Origin of the sequence: Hydrogenophaga intermedia, assembly GCF_000723405.1 — a bacterium.
Lineage (GTDB): Bacteria > Pseudomonadota > Gammaproteobacteria > Burkholderiales > Burkholderiaceae_C > Hydrogenophaga > Hydrogenophaga intermedia.
In genome coordinates, this window is the sequence record NZ_CCAE010000004.1 from 113,515 (window position 1) to 132,091 (window position 18,577).

Genomic DNA, 18,577 nt, shown 5'->3' on the forward strand with positions numbered 1-18,577 from the left:
CTTGCGGTGTCCAGGGGGAAAACGAAACGCCCGCCAAGGTGGCGGGCGTTGGTGAGTGGGCGTGCGGTCAGGCCTTGGCGGGCGTCTGGCCCAGTGCGATCTTGAGCAGGTCGGCCACCGTGTTGGCACCGAGCTTTTCCATGATGTTGGCGCGGTGCGCCTCCACCGTCTTGATGCTGATGCCCAGGTCGTCGGCGATCTGCTTGTTCAGGCGGCCGGCGACGATGCGCTCGAGCACCTGCGATTCGCGACCGGTGAGCTTGGAGAGCAGGGCGTCGCGGCTGGCGGCCTGCTGGTGCGTGGCGAAGGCCTCGCGCGCGTGCTCCAGCATGCGCTCGACCAGGGCCAGCAACTGATCTTCCTTGAAGGGCTTCTGGATGAAGTCCAGCGCGCCCTTCTTCATGGACTCGACCGCCATGGGCACGTCGCCATGGCCGGTGATGAAGACGATGGGCAGCGGTGACTGGCGCTCGACCAGGCGGTCCTGCAACTCCATGCCGGTCATGCCGCCCATGCGGATGTCGGCGATGAGGCAGGCGACCTCGCGGGCGTCGTAGCGGGAGAGGAAGGCCTCGGCCGATTCGAAGCAACGAACCCGGAAGTCCTTGCCCTCGAGCAACCACTGGAGGGAATCGCGCACGGCCTCATCGTCGTCGACGACATAGACAGTGCCCTTTTTGGGGATCAGGCTCATCTCGCTCTCTCGGTGTCCGTCAGTGGCTCGTTGGCGGCGGTGTCCGACGGGCCCTGGGGTTGAAGTCGCGACGCGACGGGGATCCAGAAGCTGAAGCAGCACCCCGTCACCTCCGTGCCATTGTAGAGGTTCTCCATGTGCATCCGGCCATGGTGAGACTCCACGATGCTGCGGCACAGCTTGAGGCCGATGCCCATGCCTTCGCTCTTGGTGCTGTAGAAGGCCTCATAGATGCGTTCGAGCATCTCCTCGGGCACGCCCTTGCCCGAGTCGCGCACCTCGAACTCCACCACCTGCTCGCCGTCGAGCTGGCGCGGCGCCACGCGCAGCTCCACCAGGCGCTCGCCCTGCGGCCGGCCCGCCTGCACGATGGACTCACCCGCGTTCTTGAGCAGGTTGATCAGCACCTGCTCGATGAGGATCGGGTCGACCATGAGCGCGGGCAGGCGCGCGGCCACGTAGGGCGTGAGCCGCACCTGCTGGCGCCGCAATTCGATGTCGGCCAGTTCGATGGCGTTGTTGACCATCTGCGCCACGTCCGACAGCGTGGGATTGGGTTCGCTGCGCTTCACGAAGGCGCGGATGCGCTGGATGATCTGGCCCGCGCGCTGCGCCTGGCGCGCGGTCTTCTCCAGCGCCACCAGCATCTCCTCGGGCGTGATGCGCTGCTCCTGCAGGCGCGAGATGATGCCGGTGCAATAGTTGCTGATGGCGGTCAGCGGCTGGTTGAGTTCGTGCGCCACGCTGGAGGCCATCTCGCCCATGGTGATCAGGCGGCTGGCGGTCTGCGCGCGCTCGGTCTGCCGCGCGGCCTGTTCCTCGGCGGTGCGCCGCGGCGTGATGTCGCTGGCGATCACCATCTGCGCCAGGCGCCCGTCCACCCAGGTGAGGTAACGCGTGCGCACCTCCAGCCAGCGGTCCAGCTCGGGCACGAAGACCTCGGCGTTTTCCACGCCGGCGTCGGTGAGCGAGCCGGTGGGCATGCCCGCGAAGGCGTCCACCTGGTCGGCGTCGTCCAGGCTGGGCTGGGGCTGGTTGCCCGCCAGGTCCACCAGGTGGCGGTGGCCCTGGCCGCGCGTGCCGAACCACAACCGGTACATCTTGTTGGCGAACAGCAGCTCCTCGCTGCCCAGCGGCGCCACCGATACCGCCGAGTCCAGCGATTCCAGCACGGTGGTGAAGCGCTCGTAGGAGGCCGACAGTTCCTCGCGAATGCGCTTGGGCTCGGTGATGTCGGTCATCGACGTCATCCAGCCGGTCTGATGCCCCTTGGGGTCGATCAGCGGCGAGACGTACATGCGTGCGTCGAACACGGTGCCGTTGCGGCGGCGCACGCGCACCTCGAAGCCGCCCGGGGTGGACCGGCCATTGAGCTCGTCCTCCAGCCGCGCATGCAACTGCTCGTGGTCTTCCTCGGGCCAGTACGGGAAGGGCGCGGTGCGGCCCACCAGCTCGGCTTCGGTCCAGCCCGTCATCGAGCAGAAAGCCGGGTTCACGTAGGTGATGCGTCCCTGGATGTCGAGGGCGCGCATGCCGGTGAGCATGGAGTTCTCCATGGCCCGGCGGAAGTTGGTCTCGGCCACCAGGGCCTGTTGGGCCTGCACGCGGCGGCGCGTGTGGCGCCAGGTGCCGAGCAGCATCCACACCGTGAGCGCCGACAGCGCACCGATCACACCGAAGAAGCCCGAGCCCACGATGTCCTGCGAGGTGCGGTAGCCCTGGGCCTTGAGGATCAGGCCGTTGCCCACGGGTGAGACCGGCACCTCGTGCTCCAGCGAGGGGCTGGACCAGGGCAGGAAGGACAGCACCGGTTCGCCGGTCTGCAGGCTGCCGGCCAGCACGGTACCCGTGTCGTCGAGCAGGGCGACGGCGTAGCGGGCCATGATCTCGGGCGGCATGCCGAAGCGCATGAGGCCGTCCACCGAGTACTCGCCCATCACCGTGCCTGCGAAGCGGCCTTGCTCGGACAGCGGAACGTGCAGCATCAGGCGCGCGCCGCGCGGATCGTTGTCGGTGAGCGGGCGTGAATAGATCGGCTGGCGCAGGTCGCGCGCCAGGTCGAAGCTGCCGTCGGTTTCGGACGGCGTGAGCGCGCTGCCGGTGGCGCGCATGAGCGCCACCGGTGCGCTGGGCGAGGTGTAACCCGCCAGCACGCGCCGGCGCCCGTCCACCCAGGTGATGGCCAGCAACTCGGGGAACTGGCTCACCAGGGTCTCGGCCTGGAAGGCGAACTCCTCGGCGTCGATCGCCTGGTTGTCGATCTCCCGGGCCAGGCGCATCAATTGCTCCTGGCGCTCCAGCAGGCGCAGGCGCAGTCGTTGCTGGGCGTATTCCACGTCGCGCGTGACGGCCTCGCGCTCGCGGTCGATCTCCTCGAAACGCAGGTAGGCAATGGCCACCACGATGGCGGCCAGGAAAAGCAGCACCGCCAGCAGCGGGCCCAAAGTGGCGAAGCGGTCCTGCCGCGACGGCGGCAACCGGCGCCACCAGCGTTTCCACCACGGAGCGGTGGTGGCAGGGGGGGTATGGGACATGGCGGGAGGAGTCTACGTGAGGGGCCTTGGTTCATGCGGTCGCCGCCCACAAATTTCATAATAAGAAATCAATAGGCGCATCTTGAAATGCCCAAAGCTCTGTGGAAGAATCCGCGACTTCACCGGGTAAGACCTTAAGCTTGCCCCCATACACAGGAGACAGCGATGTCAGCGAACGACACCAACGATGGCCGTGGGGCCGTGGACAGCGACGCCCAGGAAACCCGCGAATGGATGGAGGCGTTGGCCGCCGTCATCGAAAAGGAAGGTCCCGAGCGCGCGCACTTCCTGCTGGAACAACTCCTGGAAGAAGCCCGCCAGCACAGCCTGGACCTGCCGTTCTCGGCCAACACCGGCTACGTGAACACCATCGAGCCGGACCAGGAAGTCCGCTGCCCCGGCAACATCGCCATCGAAAAGCGCCTGCGCGCCTACATGCGCTGGAACGCCATGGCGATGGTGGTGCGCGCCAACCGCCTCAACCCGGCCGACGGTGGCGACCTGGGCGGCCACATCGGCTCCTTCGCCTCGGTGGCCAGCATGTTCGGCGCGGGCTTCAACCACTTCTGGCACGCCGCGAATGAAAAGCACGGTGGCGACCTGCTCTACATCCAGGGCCACAGCTCGCCGGGCATCTACGCACGCGCCTTCCTTGAAGGCCGCCTGACGGAAGAGCAGCTCGACATGTTCCGCCAGGAGGTGGACGGCAAGGGCCTGTCCAGCTACCCGCACCCCAAGCTGATGCCCGAGTTCTGGCAGTTCCCGACGGTGTCGATGGGTCTGGGCCCGCTGATGGCGATCTACCAGGCGCGCTTCCTCAAGTACCTGCACGCCCGCGGCATCGCCGACACCGCCAACCGCAAGGTCTGGGTGTTCTGCGGCGACGGCGAGATGGACGAGCCCGAATCGCTGGGCGCCATCGGCCTGGCCGCGCGCGAGAACCTCGACAACCTGGTGTTCGTCATCAACTGCAACCTGCAGCGCCTGGACGGCCCGGTGCGTGGCAACGGCAAGATCATCCAGGAGCTGGAAAGCGAGTTCCGCGGCAGCGGCTGGAACGTCATCAAGCTGCTGTGGGGCAATGGCTGGGACGCCCTGCTGGCGCGCGACAAGAGCGGCAAGCTCAAGCAGCTCATGATGGAGACGCTGGACGGCGACTACCAGGCCATGAAGGCCAACGACGGCGCCTTCGTGCGCAAGAATTTCTTCGGCAAGTACCCCGAGACCGCCAAGCTCGTCGAGCACATGACGGACGAGGAGATCTTCGAACTGCGCCGCGGCGGCCACGAGCCTGACAAGGTGTACGCCGCCTTCCACGCCGCCAACGAACACAAGAACCAGCCCACGGTGCTGCTCGTCAAGACCGTCAAGGGCTATGGCATGGGCAAGGCCGGTGAAGGCAAGAACACGGTCCACCAGACCAAGAAGCTCACGGACGAGGACATCAAGTACATCCGGGACCGCTTCAACATTCCCATCCCCGACAGCGAGTTGCCCAAGCTGCCGTACTACAAGCCGGCCGATGACACGCCGGAGATGAAGTACCTGCACGAGCGCCGCCAGGCGCTGGGCGGTTACCTGCCGCAGCGTCGCCCGCAGGCGGACGAGAGCTTCACCGTTCCGTCGCTGGAGACGTTCAAGGCGGTGCTGGAGCCCACGGCCGAAGGCCGCGAGATCAGCACCACGCAGGCTTACGTGCGCTTCCTCACCCAGTTGCTGCGCGACCAGGCGCTGGGCCCGCGCGTGGTGCCCATCCTGGTGGACGAGGCCCGCACCTTCGGCATGGAAGGCCTGTTCCGCCAGATCGGCATCTACAACCCGAAAGGCCAGCTCTACACCCCGGTCGACCGCGACCAGGTGATGTACTACAAGGAAGACAAGGCCGGCCAGATCCTGCAGGAAGGCATCAACGAAGCCGGCGGCATGGCGAGCTGGATCGCGGCGGCCACGAGCTACAGCACGAACAACCGGATCATGATCCCGTTCTACGTGTACTACTCGATGTTCGGCTTCCAGCGCATCGGCGACCTGGCCTGGGCGGCGGGCGACATGCAGGCGCGTGGCTTCCTGCTCGGCGGCACCTCGGGCCGCACCACGCTCAACGGCGAAGGCCTGCAGCACGAGGACGGACACAGCCACATCCTGGCCGGCACCATCCCCAACTGCGTGAGCTACGACCCGACCTTCGCGCACGAGGTGGCGGTGATCATGCACCACGGCTTGAAGCGCATGGTGGAGCGCCAGGAGAACGTCTTCTACTACCTGACCCTGCTCAACGAGAACTACCCCATGCCCGGCCTGCAGCCCGGCACCGAGGAGCAGATCATCAAGGGCATGTACCTGTGCAAGCAGGCGCCCGCGCTCAAGAAGGACGCGCCCACGGTGCAACTGCTGGGCAGCGGCACCATCCTGCGCGAAGCGTTCGCCGCGCAGGAACTGCTGGAGCAGGACTGGGGCGTGGCCGCCGGCATCTGGAGCTGCCCGAGCTTCAACGAACTCACGCGCGACGGCCAGGACGTGGAGCGCTGGAACCTGCTGCACCCCACCGACAAGCCGCGCACGGCCTTCGTGACCGAGCAACTGGCCAAGACCACCGGCCCGGTGATCGCGTCCACCGACTACATGAAGAACTACGCGGAGCAGATCCGCCCCTTCGTGCCCAAGGACCGCACCTACAAGGTGCTGGGCACCGACGGCTTCGGCCGCAGCGACTTCCGCAGCAAGCTGCGCGAGCACTTCGAGGTCAACCGCCACTACATCGTGCTGGCCGCGTTGAAGGCGCTGAGCGAGGAGGGCAAGCTGCCGGCCGCCAAGGTCGCCGAGGCGATCCAGAAGTACGGCATCAAGGCCGACAAGATCAACCCGCTGTACGCGTGAGCGCCGGAGACCGACATGGCAAGCATTGAAGTGCAAGTCCCGGACATCGGGGATTTCGACGAAGTGGCGGTGATCGAGCTGCTGGTGAAACCGGGCGACACCGTCAAGGCGGAGCAGTCGCTGATCACCGTGGAGAGCGACAAGGCCTCGATGGAGATCCCGTCCTCGCACGCGGGGGTGGTTCAGGCGCTCAAGGTCGCGATCGGCGACAAGGTGAAGCAGGGCTCGGTGGTGGTGGTGCTGGACGCCGAGGGTGCGGCCGCGCCGGCCCCGGCGCCGTCGGCCCCCGCGCCGGCTCCTGCTGCCGCAGCCCCTGCGCCCGCGCAGGTCTCTGCGCCAGCGCCCGCGCCTGCCGCTTCGGCGCCCGCCGGCCCGATCGAAGTGCGCGTGCCCGACATCGGCGACTTCAAGGACGTCGCGGTGATCGAGGTGCTGGTCAAGCCCGGTGATGAGATCAAGGTCGAGCAGTCGCTGATCACCGTGGAGAGCGACAAGGCCTCGATGGAGATTCCCTCGTCGGCGGCCGGTGTGCTCAAGGAGCTCAAGGTCAAGATCGGCGACACGGTGAACATCGGCGATCTGGTCGCGGTGCTGGAAGGCACGGCCTCGGCGTCCGCCGCCGCGCCTGCGCCTGCACCAGCCTCGGCACCCACGGCCACCGCACCGGCGCCCGCGCCGCAGGCGTCCAGCCCGGCGCCCGCGCCGAGCGCGGCGCCTGCGCCAGCACCCGCACACAACCCCACCACGGCCCCCGTCGGCCTGCCGCACGCCTCGCCCTCGGTGCGCAAGTTCGCGCGCGAACTCGGCGTGCCGCTGGCCGAGGTCAAGGGCACCGGCCCCAAGGGCCGCATCACGCAAGAGGACGTGCAAAGCTTCACCAAGGCCGTGATGGCCGGCACCGCGAGCACCCAGGCGCAGGCCGCGAAGGCGCCGGCCGGTGGCGGTGGCGGGGCGGGCCTGGATCTGCTGCCCTGGCCCAAAGTCGACTTCACCAAGTTCGGTCCGGTCGAGCGCAAGGACCTCTCGCGCATCAAGAAGATCAGCGGCGCCAACCTTCACCGCAACTGGGTGATGATCCCGCACGTCACCAACAACGACGAGGCGGACATCACCGAGCTGGAGGCCTTCCGCGTGGCCACCAACAAGGAGAACGAGAAGTCCGGCGTCAAGGTGACCATGCTGGCCTTCGTGATCAAGGCGGTGGTTTCGGCGCTGAAGAAATTCCCCGAGTTCAACGCCAGCCTCGACGGCGACACCCTGGTTTACAAGCAGTACTTCCACATCGGCTTCGCGGCCGACACGCCCAACGGCCTGGTGGTGCCTGTGCTCAAGGACGCGGACAAGAAGGGCATCCTGCAGATCAGCCAGGAGATGGGTGATCTGGCCAAGAAAGCGCGCGACGGCAAACTCGGACCGGCCGACATGTCGGGCGGCTCGATGTCGATCAGCTCGCTCGGTGGCATCGGCGGCACGCACTTCACGCCCATCATCAACGCGCCCGAGGTGGCGATCCTGGGCCTGTCGAAGAGCCAGATGAAGCCGGTGTGGGACGGAAAGCAGTTCGAGCCGCGCCTGACGCTGCCGCTGTCGCTTTCCTACGACCACCGCGTCATCGACGGCGCGTCCGCCGCGCGATTCAACGCGTACCTCGGCCAGGTGCTGGCGGACTTCCGCCGCGTGCTGCTGTAAGGAGCCGACGATGGCACTCATGGACATCAAGGTTCCCGACATCGGCGACTTCAAGGACGTCGCGGTCATCGAGGTGCTGGTCAAACCCGGCGACACGATCAAGCTCGAGCAATCGCTGATCACGGTGGAGAGCGACAAGGCTTCGATGGAGATCCCCTCGTCGCACGCCGGCGTTCTCAAGGAGCTCAAGGTCAAGATCGGTGACACGGTCAATATCGGCGACCTGCTCGCCGTGATCGACGGGGAGGGCGCCGCCAGCGCGCCGGCACCCGTTGCGGCGCCTGCTCCTGCTCCGGCGCCGTCTCCCGCGCCCGCCGCTTCCTCACTCGCTCCCGCTCCGCGCGTGGCCGCCCCCGCCGCGCCGGCCTATGGCGGCGCGGCCGATCTGGACTGCGACGTCGTCGTGCTCGGCGGCGGCCCCGGCGGCTACTCCGCCGCCTTCCGCGCGGCCGACCTCGGCCTCAGGGTCGTGCTGGTGGAGCGCTACGCCACGCTCGGCGGCGTCTGCCTCAACGTGGGCTGCATCCCGTCCAAGGCGCTGCTGCACGTGGCCGCCGTCATGGACGAGGTGACGCACCTGGCCGGCTACGGCATCGAGTACGGCCGCCCGGTCGTCAACATCGAGAAGCTTCGCGGCCACAAGGAAAAGGTCGTCGGCAAGCTCACCGGCGGCCTGAACTCGATGGCGAAGATGCGCAAGGTGACCGTGCTGCGCGGCTACGGCAGCTTCGTCGGCCCCAACCACCTGGGCGTGGAGCTGACCGAGGGCACGGGCCAGGAGAAGACCGGCAAGAAGCAGGTGGTGGGTTTCAAGAAGGCCATCATCGCCGCCGGCTCGCAGGCTGTGCGCCTGCCCTTCATGCCCGAAGACCCGCGCGTGGTGGACAGCACCGGCGCGCTCGCGCTCAAGGACGTGCCCAAGCGCATGCTGATTCTTGGCGGCGGCATCATCGGCCTGGAAATGGGCACGGTCTACAGCACCCTGGGCGCGCGCCTGGACGTGGTGGAGATGCTCGATGGCCTGATGCAGGGCGCCGACCGCGACCTGGTGAAGGTCTGGCAGAAGATGAACGCGCCGCGCTTCGACAACATCATGCTCAAGACCAAGACGGTGGGGGCCAAGGCCACGCCGGCGGGCATCGAGGTGAGCTTCGAGGGCGAGAACGCGCCCGCGCCGCAGACCTACGACCTGGTGCTGCAGGCCGTGGGCCGCAGCCCCAACGGCAAGAAGATCGGTGCCGACGCGGCGGGCGTTGCCGTGACGGACCGCGGCTTCATCGACGTCGACATCCAGATGCGCACCAACGTGCCGCACATCTTCGCCATCGGCGACATCGTGGGCCAGCCCATGCTGGCGCACAAGGCGGTGCATGAGGGGCACGTGGCGGCCGAGGTCATCGCGGGCGAGCTGCAGGGCAAGGCCGACCTGGCCGCCGCCGCGTTCAACGCGCGCGTGATCCCCAGCGTGGCCTACACCGACCCCGAGGTCGCCTGGGTGGGCCTCACCGAGGACCAGGCCAAGGCGCAGGGCATCAAGGTCAAGAAGGGCCTGTTCCCCTGGACGGCCTCCGGCCGTGCCATAGCCAATGGCCGCGACGAGGGTTTCACCAAGCTGCTGTTCGACGATTCGCCGGAAGCGCATGGCCACGGTCGCATCCTGGGTGGCGGCATCGTGGGCACGCACGCGGGCGACATGATCGGCGAGATCGCGCTCGCCATCGAGATGGGCGCCGACGCGGTGGACATCGGCAAGACCATCCACCCGCACCCCACGCTGGGCGAGAGCATGGGCCTGGCGGCCGAGGTGGCGCACGGCAGTTGCACGGACGTGCCGCCGCAGCGCAAGTAAGCCAGCCGCTACTCGTGAACGGAAGCCACCGGCCCGAGAGGGTCCGGTGGCTTTTTCGTTCCGACACGAATTCGACCGCAAGGAGCGGAGTGTCCCGGGAGGAACGGGCTCCTACACTGATCTCACCTGTCGATCCAGTGAGTGAGGTGCCATGACAAGCTTGGTGAGCCAAGACCGCGATTGGGACGCCGTCGAGCGTGCGCTCGACGCGCAGGGCCACGCGGTCCTGCCCGGCGTGCTGACCCCCGCGCAATGCGAAACGCTTGCCGCGCTCTATTCCCGCGCGGACGGCTTCCGCTCGCGCATCGTCATGGCTCGCCACGGCTTCGGGCGCGGTGAGTACAAGTATTTCGCCTACCCCCTGCCGCCGCTGCTTGAGCGGCTTCGCCACGCGCTGTACCCCCGACTCGCCCCGATCGCCAACCGTTGGCAAGCGCAACTGGGCCTGGCCACGCGCTACCCGGACGGGCTGGACGCCTTCCTGCGGCGCTGCCACCAGGCCGGCCAGACGCGGCCGACGCCGCTGATCCTGCGTTACGGGGAAGGTGACTACAACTGCCTGCACCAGGACTTGTACGGCGAGCACGTCTTTCCGCTGCAGGTGGCCATGCTGTTGTCGGAACCGGGCCGCGATTTCACCGGTGGAGAGTTCGTGATGACCGAGCGCTCGACCCAGGGCCAGCGCGCGGACGTCGTGCCATTGCGCCAGGGCGACGCGGTGGTGTTCACCGTGAACGAACGGCCCGCGTCGGGCCGGCGTGGTATTCGCCGGTTGGCCATGCGGCACGGTGTCAGCCGCGTGCTCAGCGGCCAGCGCCACACGGTGGGCCTCATCTTCCACGACGCGAGCTGAGCATGGAAACACTTGACCTGTTCGAGCCCACCGAGCGGGAGCAGCGCCTGGGACCCGGCGCCGTGCTGCTGCGCGGCTTCGCGCTGCCGCAGGTGCCCGCACTGGTGGCCGCCATCGCAGCCGTCGCGTCGGCATCGCCGTTCCGTCACCTGGTCACGCCGGGCGGCTTCACCATGTCGGTGGCGATGACCAATTGCGGCGCGCTGGGCTGGACGAGCGACCGCCTGGGCTATCAATACACCGCCATCGACCCCGAGAGCGGTGCGCCCTGGCCCGCCATGCCGGCCGTCTTTGCACAACTGGCGAACGAGGCCGCGGCGGCGGCAGGCTTCGAGCACTTCGAGCCCGATGCCTGCCTGGTCAACCGCTACACACCCGGCGCGCGGCTGTCGCTGCACCAGGACAAGAACGAACGCGACTACACCGCTCCCATCGTGTCGGTGTCGCTGGGCATGCGCGCCACGTTCCTGTGGGGTGGCCTGGCGCGCAGCGGTCCCACGCTCAAGGTGGCGCTGCGCCACGGCGACGTGGTGGTGTGGGGCGGCGCCGACCGCCTGCGCTACCACGGCGTGTCGCCGCTCAAGGACGAGCCCCATGCGCTGCTGGGCAGCCAGCGCTTCAACCTCACATTCCGCCAGGCCGGATGACCATGAACACGATCGCTGCTTACGACACCGACGACGCCCGCTGGGCGGCGGTGCAACAGAGGGAGGCCGCCGCCGACGGCCACTTCGTCTACGCCGTGCGCACCACCGGCGTGTACGCCCAGCCCAGCTCGGCGGCGCGCTTGCCCCGGCGCGAGAACGTGGCGTTCTTCGATTCCGCCCAGGCCGCCGAGGCTGCGGGCTACCGCCCCAGCCGCCGCGCCCAGGGCGACCGAACCCGCGCAGCGGCCGAGCGCGCCGCGCTGGTGGCGCGCGCCTGCCGGCTGATCGAGGCGTCGGAGACGCCGCCGCCGCTGGACGCATTGGCGGCCGATCTCGGCATGAGCCCCTTCCACTTCCACCGCCTGTTCAAGGCCGAGACGGGCCTGACGCCCAAGGCCTACGGTTCGGCCTTTCGCGCCCGACGCCTGCGCGCGGAACTGAGCGCGCCCGAGGCTTCCATCACCGACGCCATCTACGGCGCCGGCTTCAACGCCAACAGCCGGTTCTACGAGGCGTCGGACCAGTTGCTGGGCATGCGCGCCCGCGACTACCGGGCCGGCGGCGCTGGTGCGGACATCCGCTTCGCCGTGGGCCAGTGTTCGCTGGGCGCCATCCTGGTGGCCCAGAGCCAGCGCGGCATCTGCGCCATCCTGCTCGGCGACGACCCGGACACGCTGGTGCGCGAGCTGCAGGACCAGTTTCCCCGGGCCCGGCTCATTGGGGGCGACGCGGCCTTCGAGCAATGGGTGGCGCAGGTGGTCGGTCTCATCGAGGCGCCCGCGATCGGCCTGCAACTGCCGCTGGACGTGCAGGGCACGGCCTTTCAGGAGCGGGTGTGGCGCGCGCTGCGCGAGATCCCGCCGGGGGCGACCGCGAGCTACACGGAGATCGCCGAGCGCATCGGCTCGCCGCGCTCGGTGCGGGCCGTGGCGCAGGCCTGCGGCGCGAACCGCCTGGCCGTGGCCATTCCCTGCCACCGCGTGGTGCGGCGCGACGGCGACCTGGCCGGCTACCGCTGGGGCGTGGAGCGCAAGCGGGAGTTGCTGCGCCGCGAGGCCCAGGCGTGAACGGCGCTCGCCTGGACTGGGCAGAGATCTCGGCCCAACTGGATGAAGAAGGCCATGCCCTGTTGCCCGGCTGGCTGGGCGCCGAGGCGGCACGCAGTCTGGCGTATGGGGCCGAGACCTTGGGCGCTGTGCGCGTGCCACTGGCGGCCAGCGGTCTGGGGAGCGGTGACTTGTTCTGCTTCGAGGCGGGTTTGCCGGCGCCGCTCGACGCCTGGCGCACGTCGCTCTATCCGCACCTCGCCGCCATCGTCAACCGCTGGAACCACACCCTCGGCGTCGAGGCCCGCTACCCGCCGACGTTCACCGACTTCCTCCAGCGCAACCGGCAAGCGGGCCAGACGCGCGGCCAGTCCCACCTGAGCCGCCTGGGCGTAGACGACCACCTGCTGCTGCACCAGCGCAACGAGGGCGAACAGGTGTTCCCCCTGCAGCTCGTCGCGCTGCTGTCCGAGCCCGGCGTCGATTTCGAGGGCGGCGAGTTCGTGACGACGGAGCAGCGCCCGCGCATGCAATCGCGCCCCGCTGTCCTGCCGCTGAAATTGGGCGACGTGGCGCTCATCGCCACGGACGAGCGCCCCGTACAGGGCAGCCGTGGCCCCTACCGGGTGAGGCTCAAGCACGCCATCGGCCGCGTGCGGCGGGGCGAACGTGTCGGCCTGGAATTGAGCTTTCACGGCGCGCGCTGAAGCCTTGCCCGAGGCGTTTCTCGTCAGCGCGGCGCCACGCGGCTGCTCAGCGGCGGGCTCTTGTAGTCCGGCAGCAGCTTGCAGGCCTCGCCATAGGCCGCCTCGTAGCACTTGCACAGCGCCGCCACGCGCTGCGGCGTGGGCTTGTCCTTCCTGTCGATCCAGTTCAGCAGCGCGGTGAACAGCGCCGGGTACTGCGGCTCGCTCAGGTAGCTGTGCTCGGACTCGTCGCTGTAGGTCTGCACCAGCAGGGCGCCGTTGCCCGCGCGTTCCACGATCTCGCGGTAGGCGGACTCGAGTTCGACGAAGGCGGTCGGGTCGTTCACCGCGTGCAGCGCCAGCACGGGCACGTTGATGCGGCCCTGCGGGTCGCTGTCGCGCGCCAGTTCGGCCACGGCGGCGGGGTCGGCCGCGTAGCGCTGCACGCCCGCGTTCAAGGCCGCGTCGTCGGCCGAGCCCTGGTAGCGCACACGCATGTTGTCGAAGGGGTTGCGGCCGTCCAGGCGCAGTTGCGTGAGGTCGCGGAACAGCCAGGTGGCCCAGTTCAGGTGCGCGATGAGCGAGCGCTCGGGGATGCGGATGGCGTTGACGATGGTGGCCAGGTTGGCCTTCTGTCGGTCCGTGCGCTGCGCGGCGGGCTTGCGCACGCCGGTGCACTCGTCCACGCGCGCCGCCAGTTCGGCGCGCGTGAGCCGTGCGTTCATGGGCAGGCCTTGCCACAGCGGGTACTGGGGTTCGTCGACCTTGGGGTGGTTCTGGCAGACGTATTGATAGACCACGCGCAGGTCGAGCCGGAAGTCGTAGGCGCGCGTGCCGCCACCCAGCACGCCGCTGGTGAGCAGCACGCCGTCGTACGGGCCGCGCGTGGGGCCGCTCGGGCCGCTCACCGTGGCGTATAGCTCGGCCGCCTTGGACGCCACGCCCGCGCCGTAGCTCTGCCCGTGCAGCAAGGTGCGGCGCGGCACGCCGAAGTGCTGCACGAAATGGCGGCGCGCGCGCTCGCTGTCCTCGGCCGCCATGCTGACGCCGAAGCCGCCGCGCCGGTAGGTGGCGGCGACCCAGGCGTAGCCGGCCTTGACGGTGATCGCCCAGCGCTTGAGGTCTTGCTCACCACGTTCGATGCGGGCCGGGCCGGTGTCGGCCGGCCCGCCGTGGGCGTGCACCACGAGCACGCCGGTGGCGGGCTTCCAGCCCGCGGGCAGGGCGGTCCAGAAGAAGCCGCCCAGGCCGTCATCGGCGGTGAAGCAGCGGGCGCCGGCCGGTACCTCCGTGGGGCAGGCGCGCGGCGTCGGGTCGCCGGGGCCGGGCGCGGCCAGGGTGTGCGAGGGAAGGCAGGCGAAGGCGGCCAGGGCGAGGCCCGCCAGGGAGCGGATGGGCACGGCTTGTCTCCGGTGTTGTGATTCGGGTCCGCCGCACGATAGGTGGGCCGCCACCCCGCGTCAAATATACTGAAAGACCGATTTCAATACCTTTTGGATATGGAGTTCCGGCACCTGCGCTACTTCCTCGCCGTGGCCGACGCCGGGCACATGACGCGCGCGGCCGAGCGCCTGGGCATCCAGCAGCCGCCCTTGAGCCTGCAGATCAAGGCGCTGGAGGCGGAGCTGGGCGTGGCGCTGTTCCAGCGCCACCCGAAGGGCGTGGCGCTGACGGACGCGGGCCACCAGTTCGAGCAGGAGGCGCGCCGCCTGGTGGACGAGATGGCCGCCATGCAAGGGCGCATGGCCCGCGTGGCGCGCGGCGAACTCGGCGTGCTCAACGTCGGCTTCACCAGTTCGGCGGCGGCCCACGCCTTCACGCCCGAGGCCCTGCGCGCCTGCCGCCGCGCCTGGCCCGGCATCACCCTGGCCATCCGCGAGGACCACGCCGCCGGCATCACCGAGGCCGTGGCCAGCGGGCGATTGCATTGCGGGCTGATTCGCGTGCCCGTGTCGCAGCCCGATCACCTGAGCTTCGAGGTGCTGCTGCGTGAGCCGGTGCTGGTGGCGCTACCGGTGGACCACCCGCTGGCGGACCCGGCGAGCGGGTCGGTGGGTCGGCGCGGCCCTCGGGCGCTGGCCTTGACCGAGTTGCGACAGGAAGGCTTCATCCTCGTGCGCCAGCCCGGCGCGCCCGGGCTCTACGCCAACCTGCTGGCGCTGTGCGAGGCGCAGGGTTTTCGCCCGCGCATCGCGGCCGAAGTGGAGCGCATGGTGACGAGCCTGAATCTGGTGGCCGCGGGCGTCGGCATCGCGGTGGTGCCGGCGTCCATGCATGGCCTGCACCCGCAGGCGGTGGTGTACCGGCCGCTGGCCGACGGCACGCCGTTGGACGCGCCGCTGACCCTGGTCTACCGCAGCGCCGACGCCAGCGGGCCGGCCGCGCATTTCCTCAAGATCGTTCGCGACACCGCCCGCCGGTATCAGGCGCGTGGGCGAAAAGGACCGACTCGGTGAACGCGAACCGCCGGCAAGCGACGGTGGCGCTGCTGGCGCTGGCAGCGTCGCGGCTGGCCCGGGCAACACCGCCATGGCCCGCGCGGCCGCTGCGCCTCATCGTGGTCTACCCACCGGGTGGGCTCAGCGACGGCCTGGCCCGCGCCATCGCCGACGGACTGGCCGCACGCCTGGGCGTGCCGGTGCACGTGGACAACCGGGCGGGCGGCGGCGGCGTCGTGGGCCTGCAAGCGTTGGCGCGGGCCGTGCCCGACGGTCACACGCTGGCGTTTTCCGCCACCAGCCCCCTGACGCTGCGCCCCCACCTGGGCCCGGTCGGTTTCGACCCGCTGCGCGACGTCGCGCCGGTGGCCAGCGCCATGGTCACGCCGGTGCTGCTGGTGGGCACGCCGGCGTTCACGGGCGAGCGCTTCGCTGACCTGCTGCAGCAGGCTCGCGAGCGGCCCCGGGCCCTGCGCTGGGCGACCTCGGGCGTGGCCACGGCGGGGCACCTGGTGCTGGAGCAGGTGCAGGCCGGCGCTGGAATTGCCGTGACGCATGTGCCCTACAAGGGCGGCGGGCAGCAGCTCAACGACGCCCTGAGTGGCCAGTTCGAGTTGCTGTCCACCAACGTGGCGCCGCTGCAGTTGCAGCACGTGGCGGCAGGGCGCTTCAAGCCGCTGGCGGTGGGTGCGCCGCGGCGGCTGGATGTGTTGCCCGAGGTGCCCACCTTTGCCGAGCTGGGCCTGCCGCAGGCCAACATCGGTTCGCTGTTCGGCCTGTTCGCGCCGGGTGGCACGCCGCTCGCGCTGTTGGACCGGCTCAACGCCGAGATCAACCAGGTGCTGGCGTCCCCCGCCATCCGCGACCGGCTGGTCGCATCGGACAACCTGCCCGCCATCGACGACCGCGCGGCCTTCGCGCGCCGCATCGCCGAGGCCCTCAGGGCTGGGCCTGAGGCGAACCCGCCGGCACCCGGCGCGCGCCGTTGAAGCGCTTGTTCCAGTACGCCACGCGCATGTCTTCCACGCGCACCTGGGCGCCGGCGCGCGGCGAGTGCACGAACTTGCCGTCGCCGATGTAGATGCCCACGTGGCTGAAGGAGCGGCGCAGGGTGTTGAAGAACACCAGGTCGCCGGGTTGCAGGTCGCTGCGCTCGATGGGCTGGGTGGCGGCGGCCTGCTCGTCGGAACGGCGCGGCAGCAACTTGCCCATGGACTGCTCGTACACCGCACGCACGAAGCCGCTGCAGTCGAAGCCGGTGTCGAAGGTGTTGCCGCCGTACTTGTAGGGCACGCCCAGGAAGGCCAGGGCGTTGATCACCAGGCTGGACGCCTGTTGGGTGGCGGTGGCGCCGGCCTGCTGCACCTGCTCACCCAGGCGGCTCATGAAGCCCTTGTCGGCCAGCAGCGTGTCCATGTCTTCCCAGCTTCCGCTGGGCGGCGCGGCGTGTGCCACGGCCGAGCAGCCGATGAGGAGGAGGGGAAGCCAGCGACGCATGGACGCGGAGGGTAGTGCGCCACACCTCTCCCGTCAACTGAAAAAAGCGCCGTAAGCGCTTGATTCAGGCTGATTTTGTTGCTTTCGTATTCGTTGGTAATTCAATCATCATGGCTTGGCCGGGCTGCGTGCAGCCCGTGTCGCAGCAGCGGCCGGGCTGGCGGTTGCGTGTGATGGCGCGCGCCGGGTCGGCGCTCAGGCCGCGATCCAGCAGGCGCTCGACCAGGTCGACCTTGTCGCCCACCGGGTAGTGGCGCCAGATTTCCTGCTTCATGGCGGCCGGCGAGCCGCCGCCGTGCAGGCTGATCACGCTGTACCAGCCGCCCTGGTAGCCCGCGGTGAGGTCCTCGATGAAGCGCGCCGCCTGGATGCGCTGCTCGTAGGGCACGTCCGGGCTGGCGCGCAGCACGTCGGACAGGCGGCCCGCGGTTTCGGGGTTGTGGTCCTCGTCGGGGCCGGGCAGCGTCACGATGAGGCCGCCGCTCACCGTGTGCGCCAGGCGGTGCATGTCGTAGATCTTGGTGGCCAGCAGCAGCTTGCCGATGTTGGCGAACACCGGGTCGGGCATGAAGACTTCGGCGTGTTCGTCGCGCCGGCCGTAGACGCTGGCGGCCACACCGCAGGCGTAGAAACCCTCCACGATGGTGATCAGCTCCACCATCTGCTCGCGCAGCTGGCTCTCGGCGCCTGGGTCGAAGCCATTGGCCTCGCACATCAGCGCGCCCGCGCCGATCAACAGGTCCCCGAAGCCCGCGCGCGCGGCGATGCAGGTCTGGCGGTGGTGGGTGGCGTAGCTGTAGGTGAGGTGGCCGGAGTGCTCCCATTCACCGGCCAGGAAGACGCGCTCCCAGGGCACGAACACGCGGTCGAACAGGCACACGCCGGTGCTCTGGCCGAAGCGGCGCGAGAACAGGGCGTCGCCGTGCTCGAGCTTCTCGCCCGGGCGCCCGGCCGGGCGGGCCACGATGGTCAGGCCCTCGGCATCCACCGGCACGGCGCAGCAGACGGCGAAGTCGGCGTCGGCCTCGCCCATGTTGCGGCAGGGCATGACCAGCAGCTCATGCATGTAGGGCGCGCCGGTGACGATGGCCTTGGTGCCGCTGATGACGATGCCTTTGGCGTTGCGCTCGACGATGTGAACGTAGCTGTCGGGGTTGGCCTGCTGGTGCGGGCGGCGGCTGCGATCGCCCTTGGCATCGGTCATGGCCACGCCCAGGGTCAGGTCCTGGTCCTGCACGCGGTGCAGGTAGTCCACGAAGCGCTCGCCATGCTCGCGTCGGCCGGTGGCGTCGTCCAGCCGGGCGCTGAGCTGGGCAATGGCGTGCAGCGCGTCGTGCGTCAGGTAACGCTGGGCGCAGCCGGTTTCCTGGCAGATCAGGCGCACGGCCTCCAGTTTGTTGAGCAAGTCGCCCGCGCTGGCGGACAGGTGGGTCATGCGGTTCACCGTGCGCCCGCTGGTGTGCTGCACGGCCGTCATCAGCGGCGCGTACTCCGGGCGATGGGCGAAGTCGTAGGTCAGCGCCACCGCGTTGATGCCGGGTTGCAGCGCCGGGTCGTCGGCCACGCTCTCTACCCAGCGGCCGTCCACGCTCACCCGCGGGCGGGAACGCCGCAGCGATTCGCGGTAGTCGGCGCCAGTCATCAGTGTTGGCGTGGGGGCCATGGTGTTCATGCGTTTGTCTCCTGTTCTTGGGGCTGCCGGATGTTGAATTTTCATGGCTGCAATCGAAAGATTAAACAGTGTTCAATTGTTTGACAAGGGTTTAT

At 69.2% G+C, this 18,577-nt stretch carries 14 protein-coding genes; 9 read left to right on the forward strand and 5 right to left on the reverse strand.

The features are described from left to right. Nucleotides 1-67: 67 nt before the first annotated feature. Both BN948_RS04540 and BN948_RS04545 read right to left on the reverse strand, forming a co-directional pair. Nucleotides 68-694 carry a response regulator transcription factor gene (locus BN948_RS04540; RefSeq protein WP_009517577.1) on the reverse strand — a complete coding sequence of 209 codons (627 nt, stop codon included), beginning with the start codon at nucleotides 692-694 and terminating at the stop codon, nucleotides 68-70. Further along, on the reverse strand, nucleotides 691-3,228 hold the full coding sequence (locus tag BN948_RS04545) for a PAS domain-containing sensor histidine kinase (RefSeq protein WP_009517578.1): 2,538 nt from the start codon (nucleotides 3,226-3,228) through the stop codon (nucleotides 691-693). Before BN948_RS04545 ends, BN948_RS04540 begins: the two co-directional genes overlap by 4 nt. 165 nt (nucleotides 3,229-3,393) lie before the next feature. Here BN948_RS04545 and aceE point away from each other — a divergent pair, with 165 nt between their 5' ends. The 7 genes from aceE to BN948_RS04580 all read left to right on the forward strand — a co-directional run bounded on the left by aceE (nucleotide 3,394) and on the right by BN948_RS04580 (nucleotide 12,896). After that, complete coding sequence (aceE, locus tag BN948_RS04550) at nucleotides 3,394-6,105, forward strand: pyruvate dehydrogenase (acetyl-transferring), homodimeric type (RefSeq protein ID WP_009517579.1); 2,712 nt, start codon at nucleotides 3,394-3,396, stop codon at nucleotides 6,103-6,105. 15 nt (nucleotides 6,106-6,120) lie between these two features. Beyond that, the gene (gene aceF / locus BN948_RS04555) at nucleotides 6,121-7,794 is read left to right on the forward strand and encodes a dihydrolipoyllysine-residue acetyltransferase (RefSeq protein ID WP_009517580.1); all 1,674 of its coding nucleotides are present in this window, start codon (nucleotides 6,121-6,123) and stop codon (nucleotides 7,792-7,794) included. Nucleotides 7,795-7,804: 10 nt separating this feature from the next. After that, nucleotides 7,805-9,643: a dihydrolipoyl dehydrogenase gene (gene lpdA / locus BN948_RS04560; RefSeq protein WP_009517581.1), complete on the forward strand. Its 1,839-nt coding sequence runs from the start codon at nucleotides 7,805-7,807 to the stop codon at nucleotides 9,641-9,643. Nucleotides 9,644-9,794: 151 nt separating this feature from the next. Next, the gene (locus BN948_RS04565) at nucleotides 9,795-10,496 is read left to right on the forward strand and encodes a 2OG-Fe(II) oxygenase (protein WP_009517582.1); all 702 of its coding nucleotides are present in this window, start codon (nucleotides 9,795-9,797) and stop codon (nucleotides 10,494-10,496) included. A 2-nt stretch (nucleotides 10,497-10,498) separates the two neighbouring features. Further along, entirely contained in the window at nucleotides 10,499-11,143 is a 645-nt protein-coding gene (gene alkB / locus BN948_RS04570) for a DNA oxidative demethylase AlkB (RefSeq protein ID WP_009517583.1), read from the forward strand. A gap of 2 nt (nucleotides 11,144-11,145) precedes the next feature. Beyond that, nucleotides 11,146-12,210, forward strand: a complete 1,065-nt coding sequence (gene ada / locus BN948_RS04575) for a bifunctional DNA-binding transcriptional regulator/O6-methylguanine-DNA methyltransferase Ada (RefSeq protein ID WP_009517584.1) — start codon at nucleotides 11,146-11,148, stop codon at nucleotides 12,208-12,210. After that, nucleotides 12,207-12,896: a 2OG-Fe(II) oxygenase gene (locus tag BN948_RS04580; RefSeq protein WP_009517585.1), complete on the forward strand. Its 690-nt coding sequence runs from the start codon at nucleotides 12,207-12,209 to the stop codon at nucleotides 12,894-12,896. The genes ada and BN948_RS04580 overlap by 4 nt, the downstream gene beginning before the upstream one ends. A gap of 23 nt (nucleotides 12,897-12,919) precedes the next feature. On the opposite strand, the gene BN948_RS04585 is transcribed toward BN948_RS04580, so the two are convergent. Then, on the reverse strand, nucleotides 12,920-14,275 hold the full coding sequence (locus tag BN948_RS04585; protein ID WP_009517586.1) for an alpha/beta hydrolase family protein: 1,356 nt from the start codon (nucleotides 14,273-14,275) through the stop codon (nucleotides 12,920-12,922). A gap of 99 nt (nucleotides 14,276-14,374) precedes the next feature. Here BN948_RS04585 and BN948_RS04590 point away from each other — a divergent pair, with 99 nt between their 5' ends. After that, complete coding sequence (locus BN948_RS04590; RefSeq protein WP_009517587.1) at nucleotides 14,375-15,331, forward strand: LysR family transcriptional regulator; 957 nt, start codon at nucleotides 14,375-14,377, stop codon at nucleotides 15,329-15,331. Beyond that, nucleotides 15,328-16,302 (forward strand): tripartite tricarboxylate transporter substrate binding protein, encoded by a 975-nt coding sequence (locus tag BN948_RS04595; RefSeq protein WP_009517588.1) that lies wholly within the window; start codon nucleotides 15,328-15,330, stop codon nucleotides 16,300-16,302. Before BN948_RS04590 ends, BN948_RS04595 begins: the two co-directional genes overlap by 4 nt. Here the strand turns inward: BN948_RS04595 and BN948_RS04600 are convergent. Then, the gene (locus tag BN948_RS04600) at nucleotides 16,253-16,810 is read right to left on the reverse strand and encodes a C40 family peptidase (RefSeq protein ID WP_035620604.1); all 558 of its coding nucleotides are present in this window, start codon (nucleotides 16,808-16,810) and stop codon (nucleotides 16,253-16,255) included. The two genes, BN948_RS04595 and BN948_RS04600, sit on opposite strands and share 50 nt — an antisense overlap. Before the next feature lie 64 nt (nucleotides 16,811-16,874). Continuing rightward, nucleotides 16,875-18,482: a 4-hydroxyphenylacetate 3-hydroxylase family protein gene (locus tag BN948_RS04605; protein ID WP_009517590.1), complete on the reverse strand. Its 1,608-nt coding sequence runs from the start codon at nucleotides 18,480-18,482 to the stop codon at nucleotides 16,875-16,877. Nucleotides 18,483-18,577: the final 95 nt, after the last annotated feature.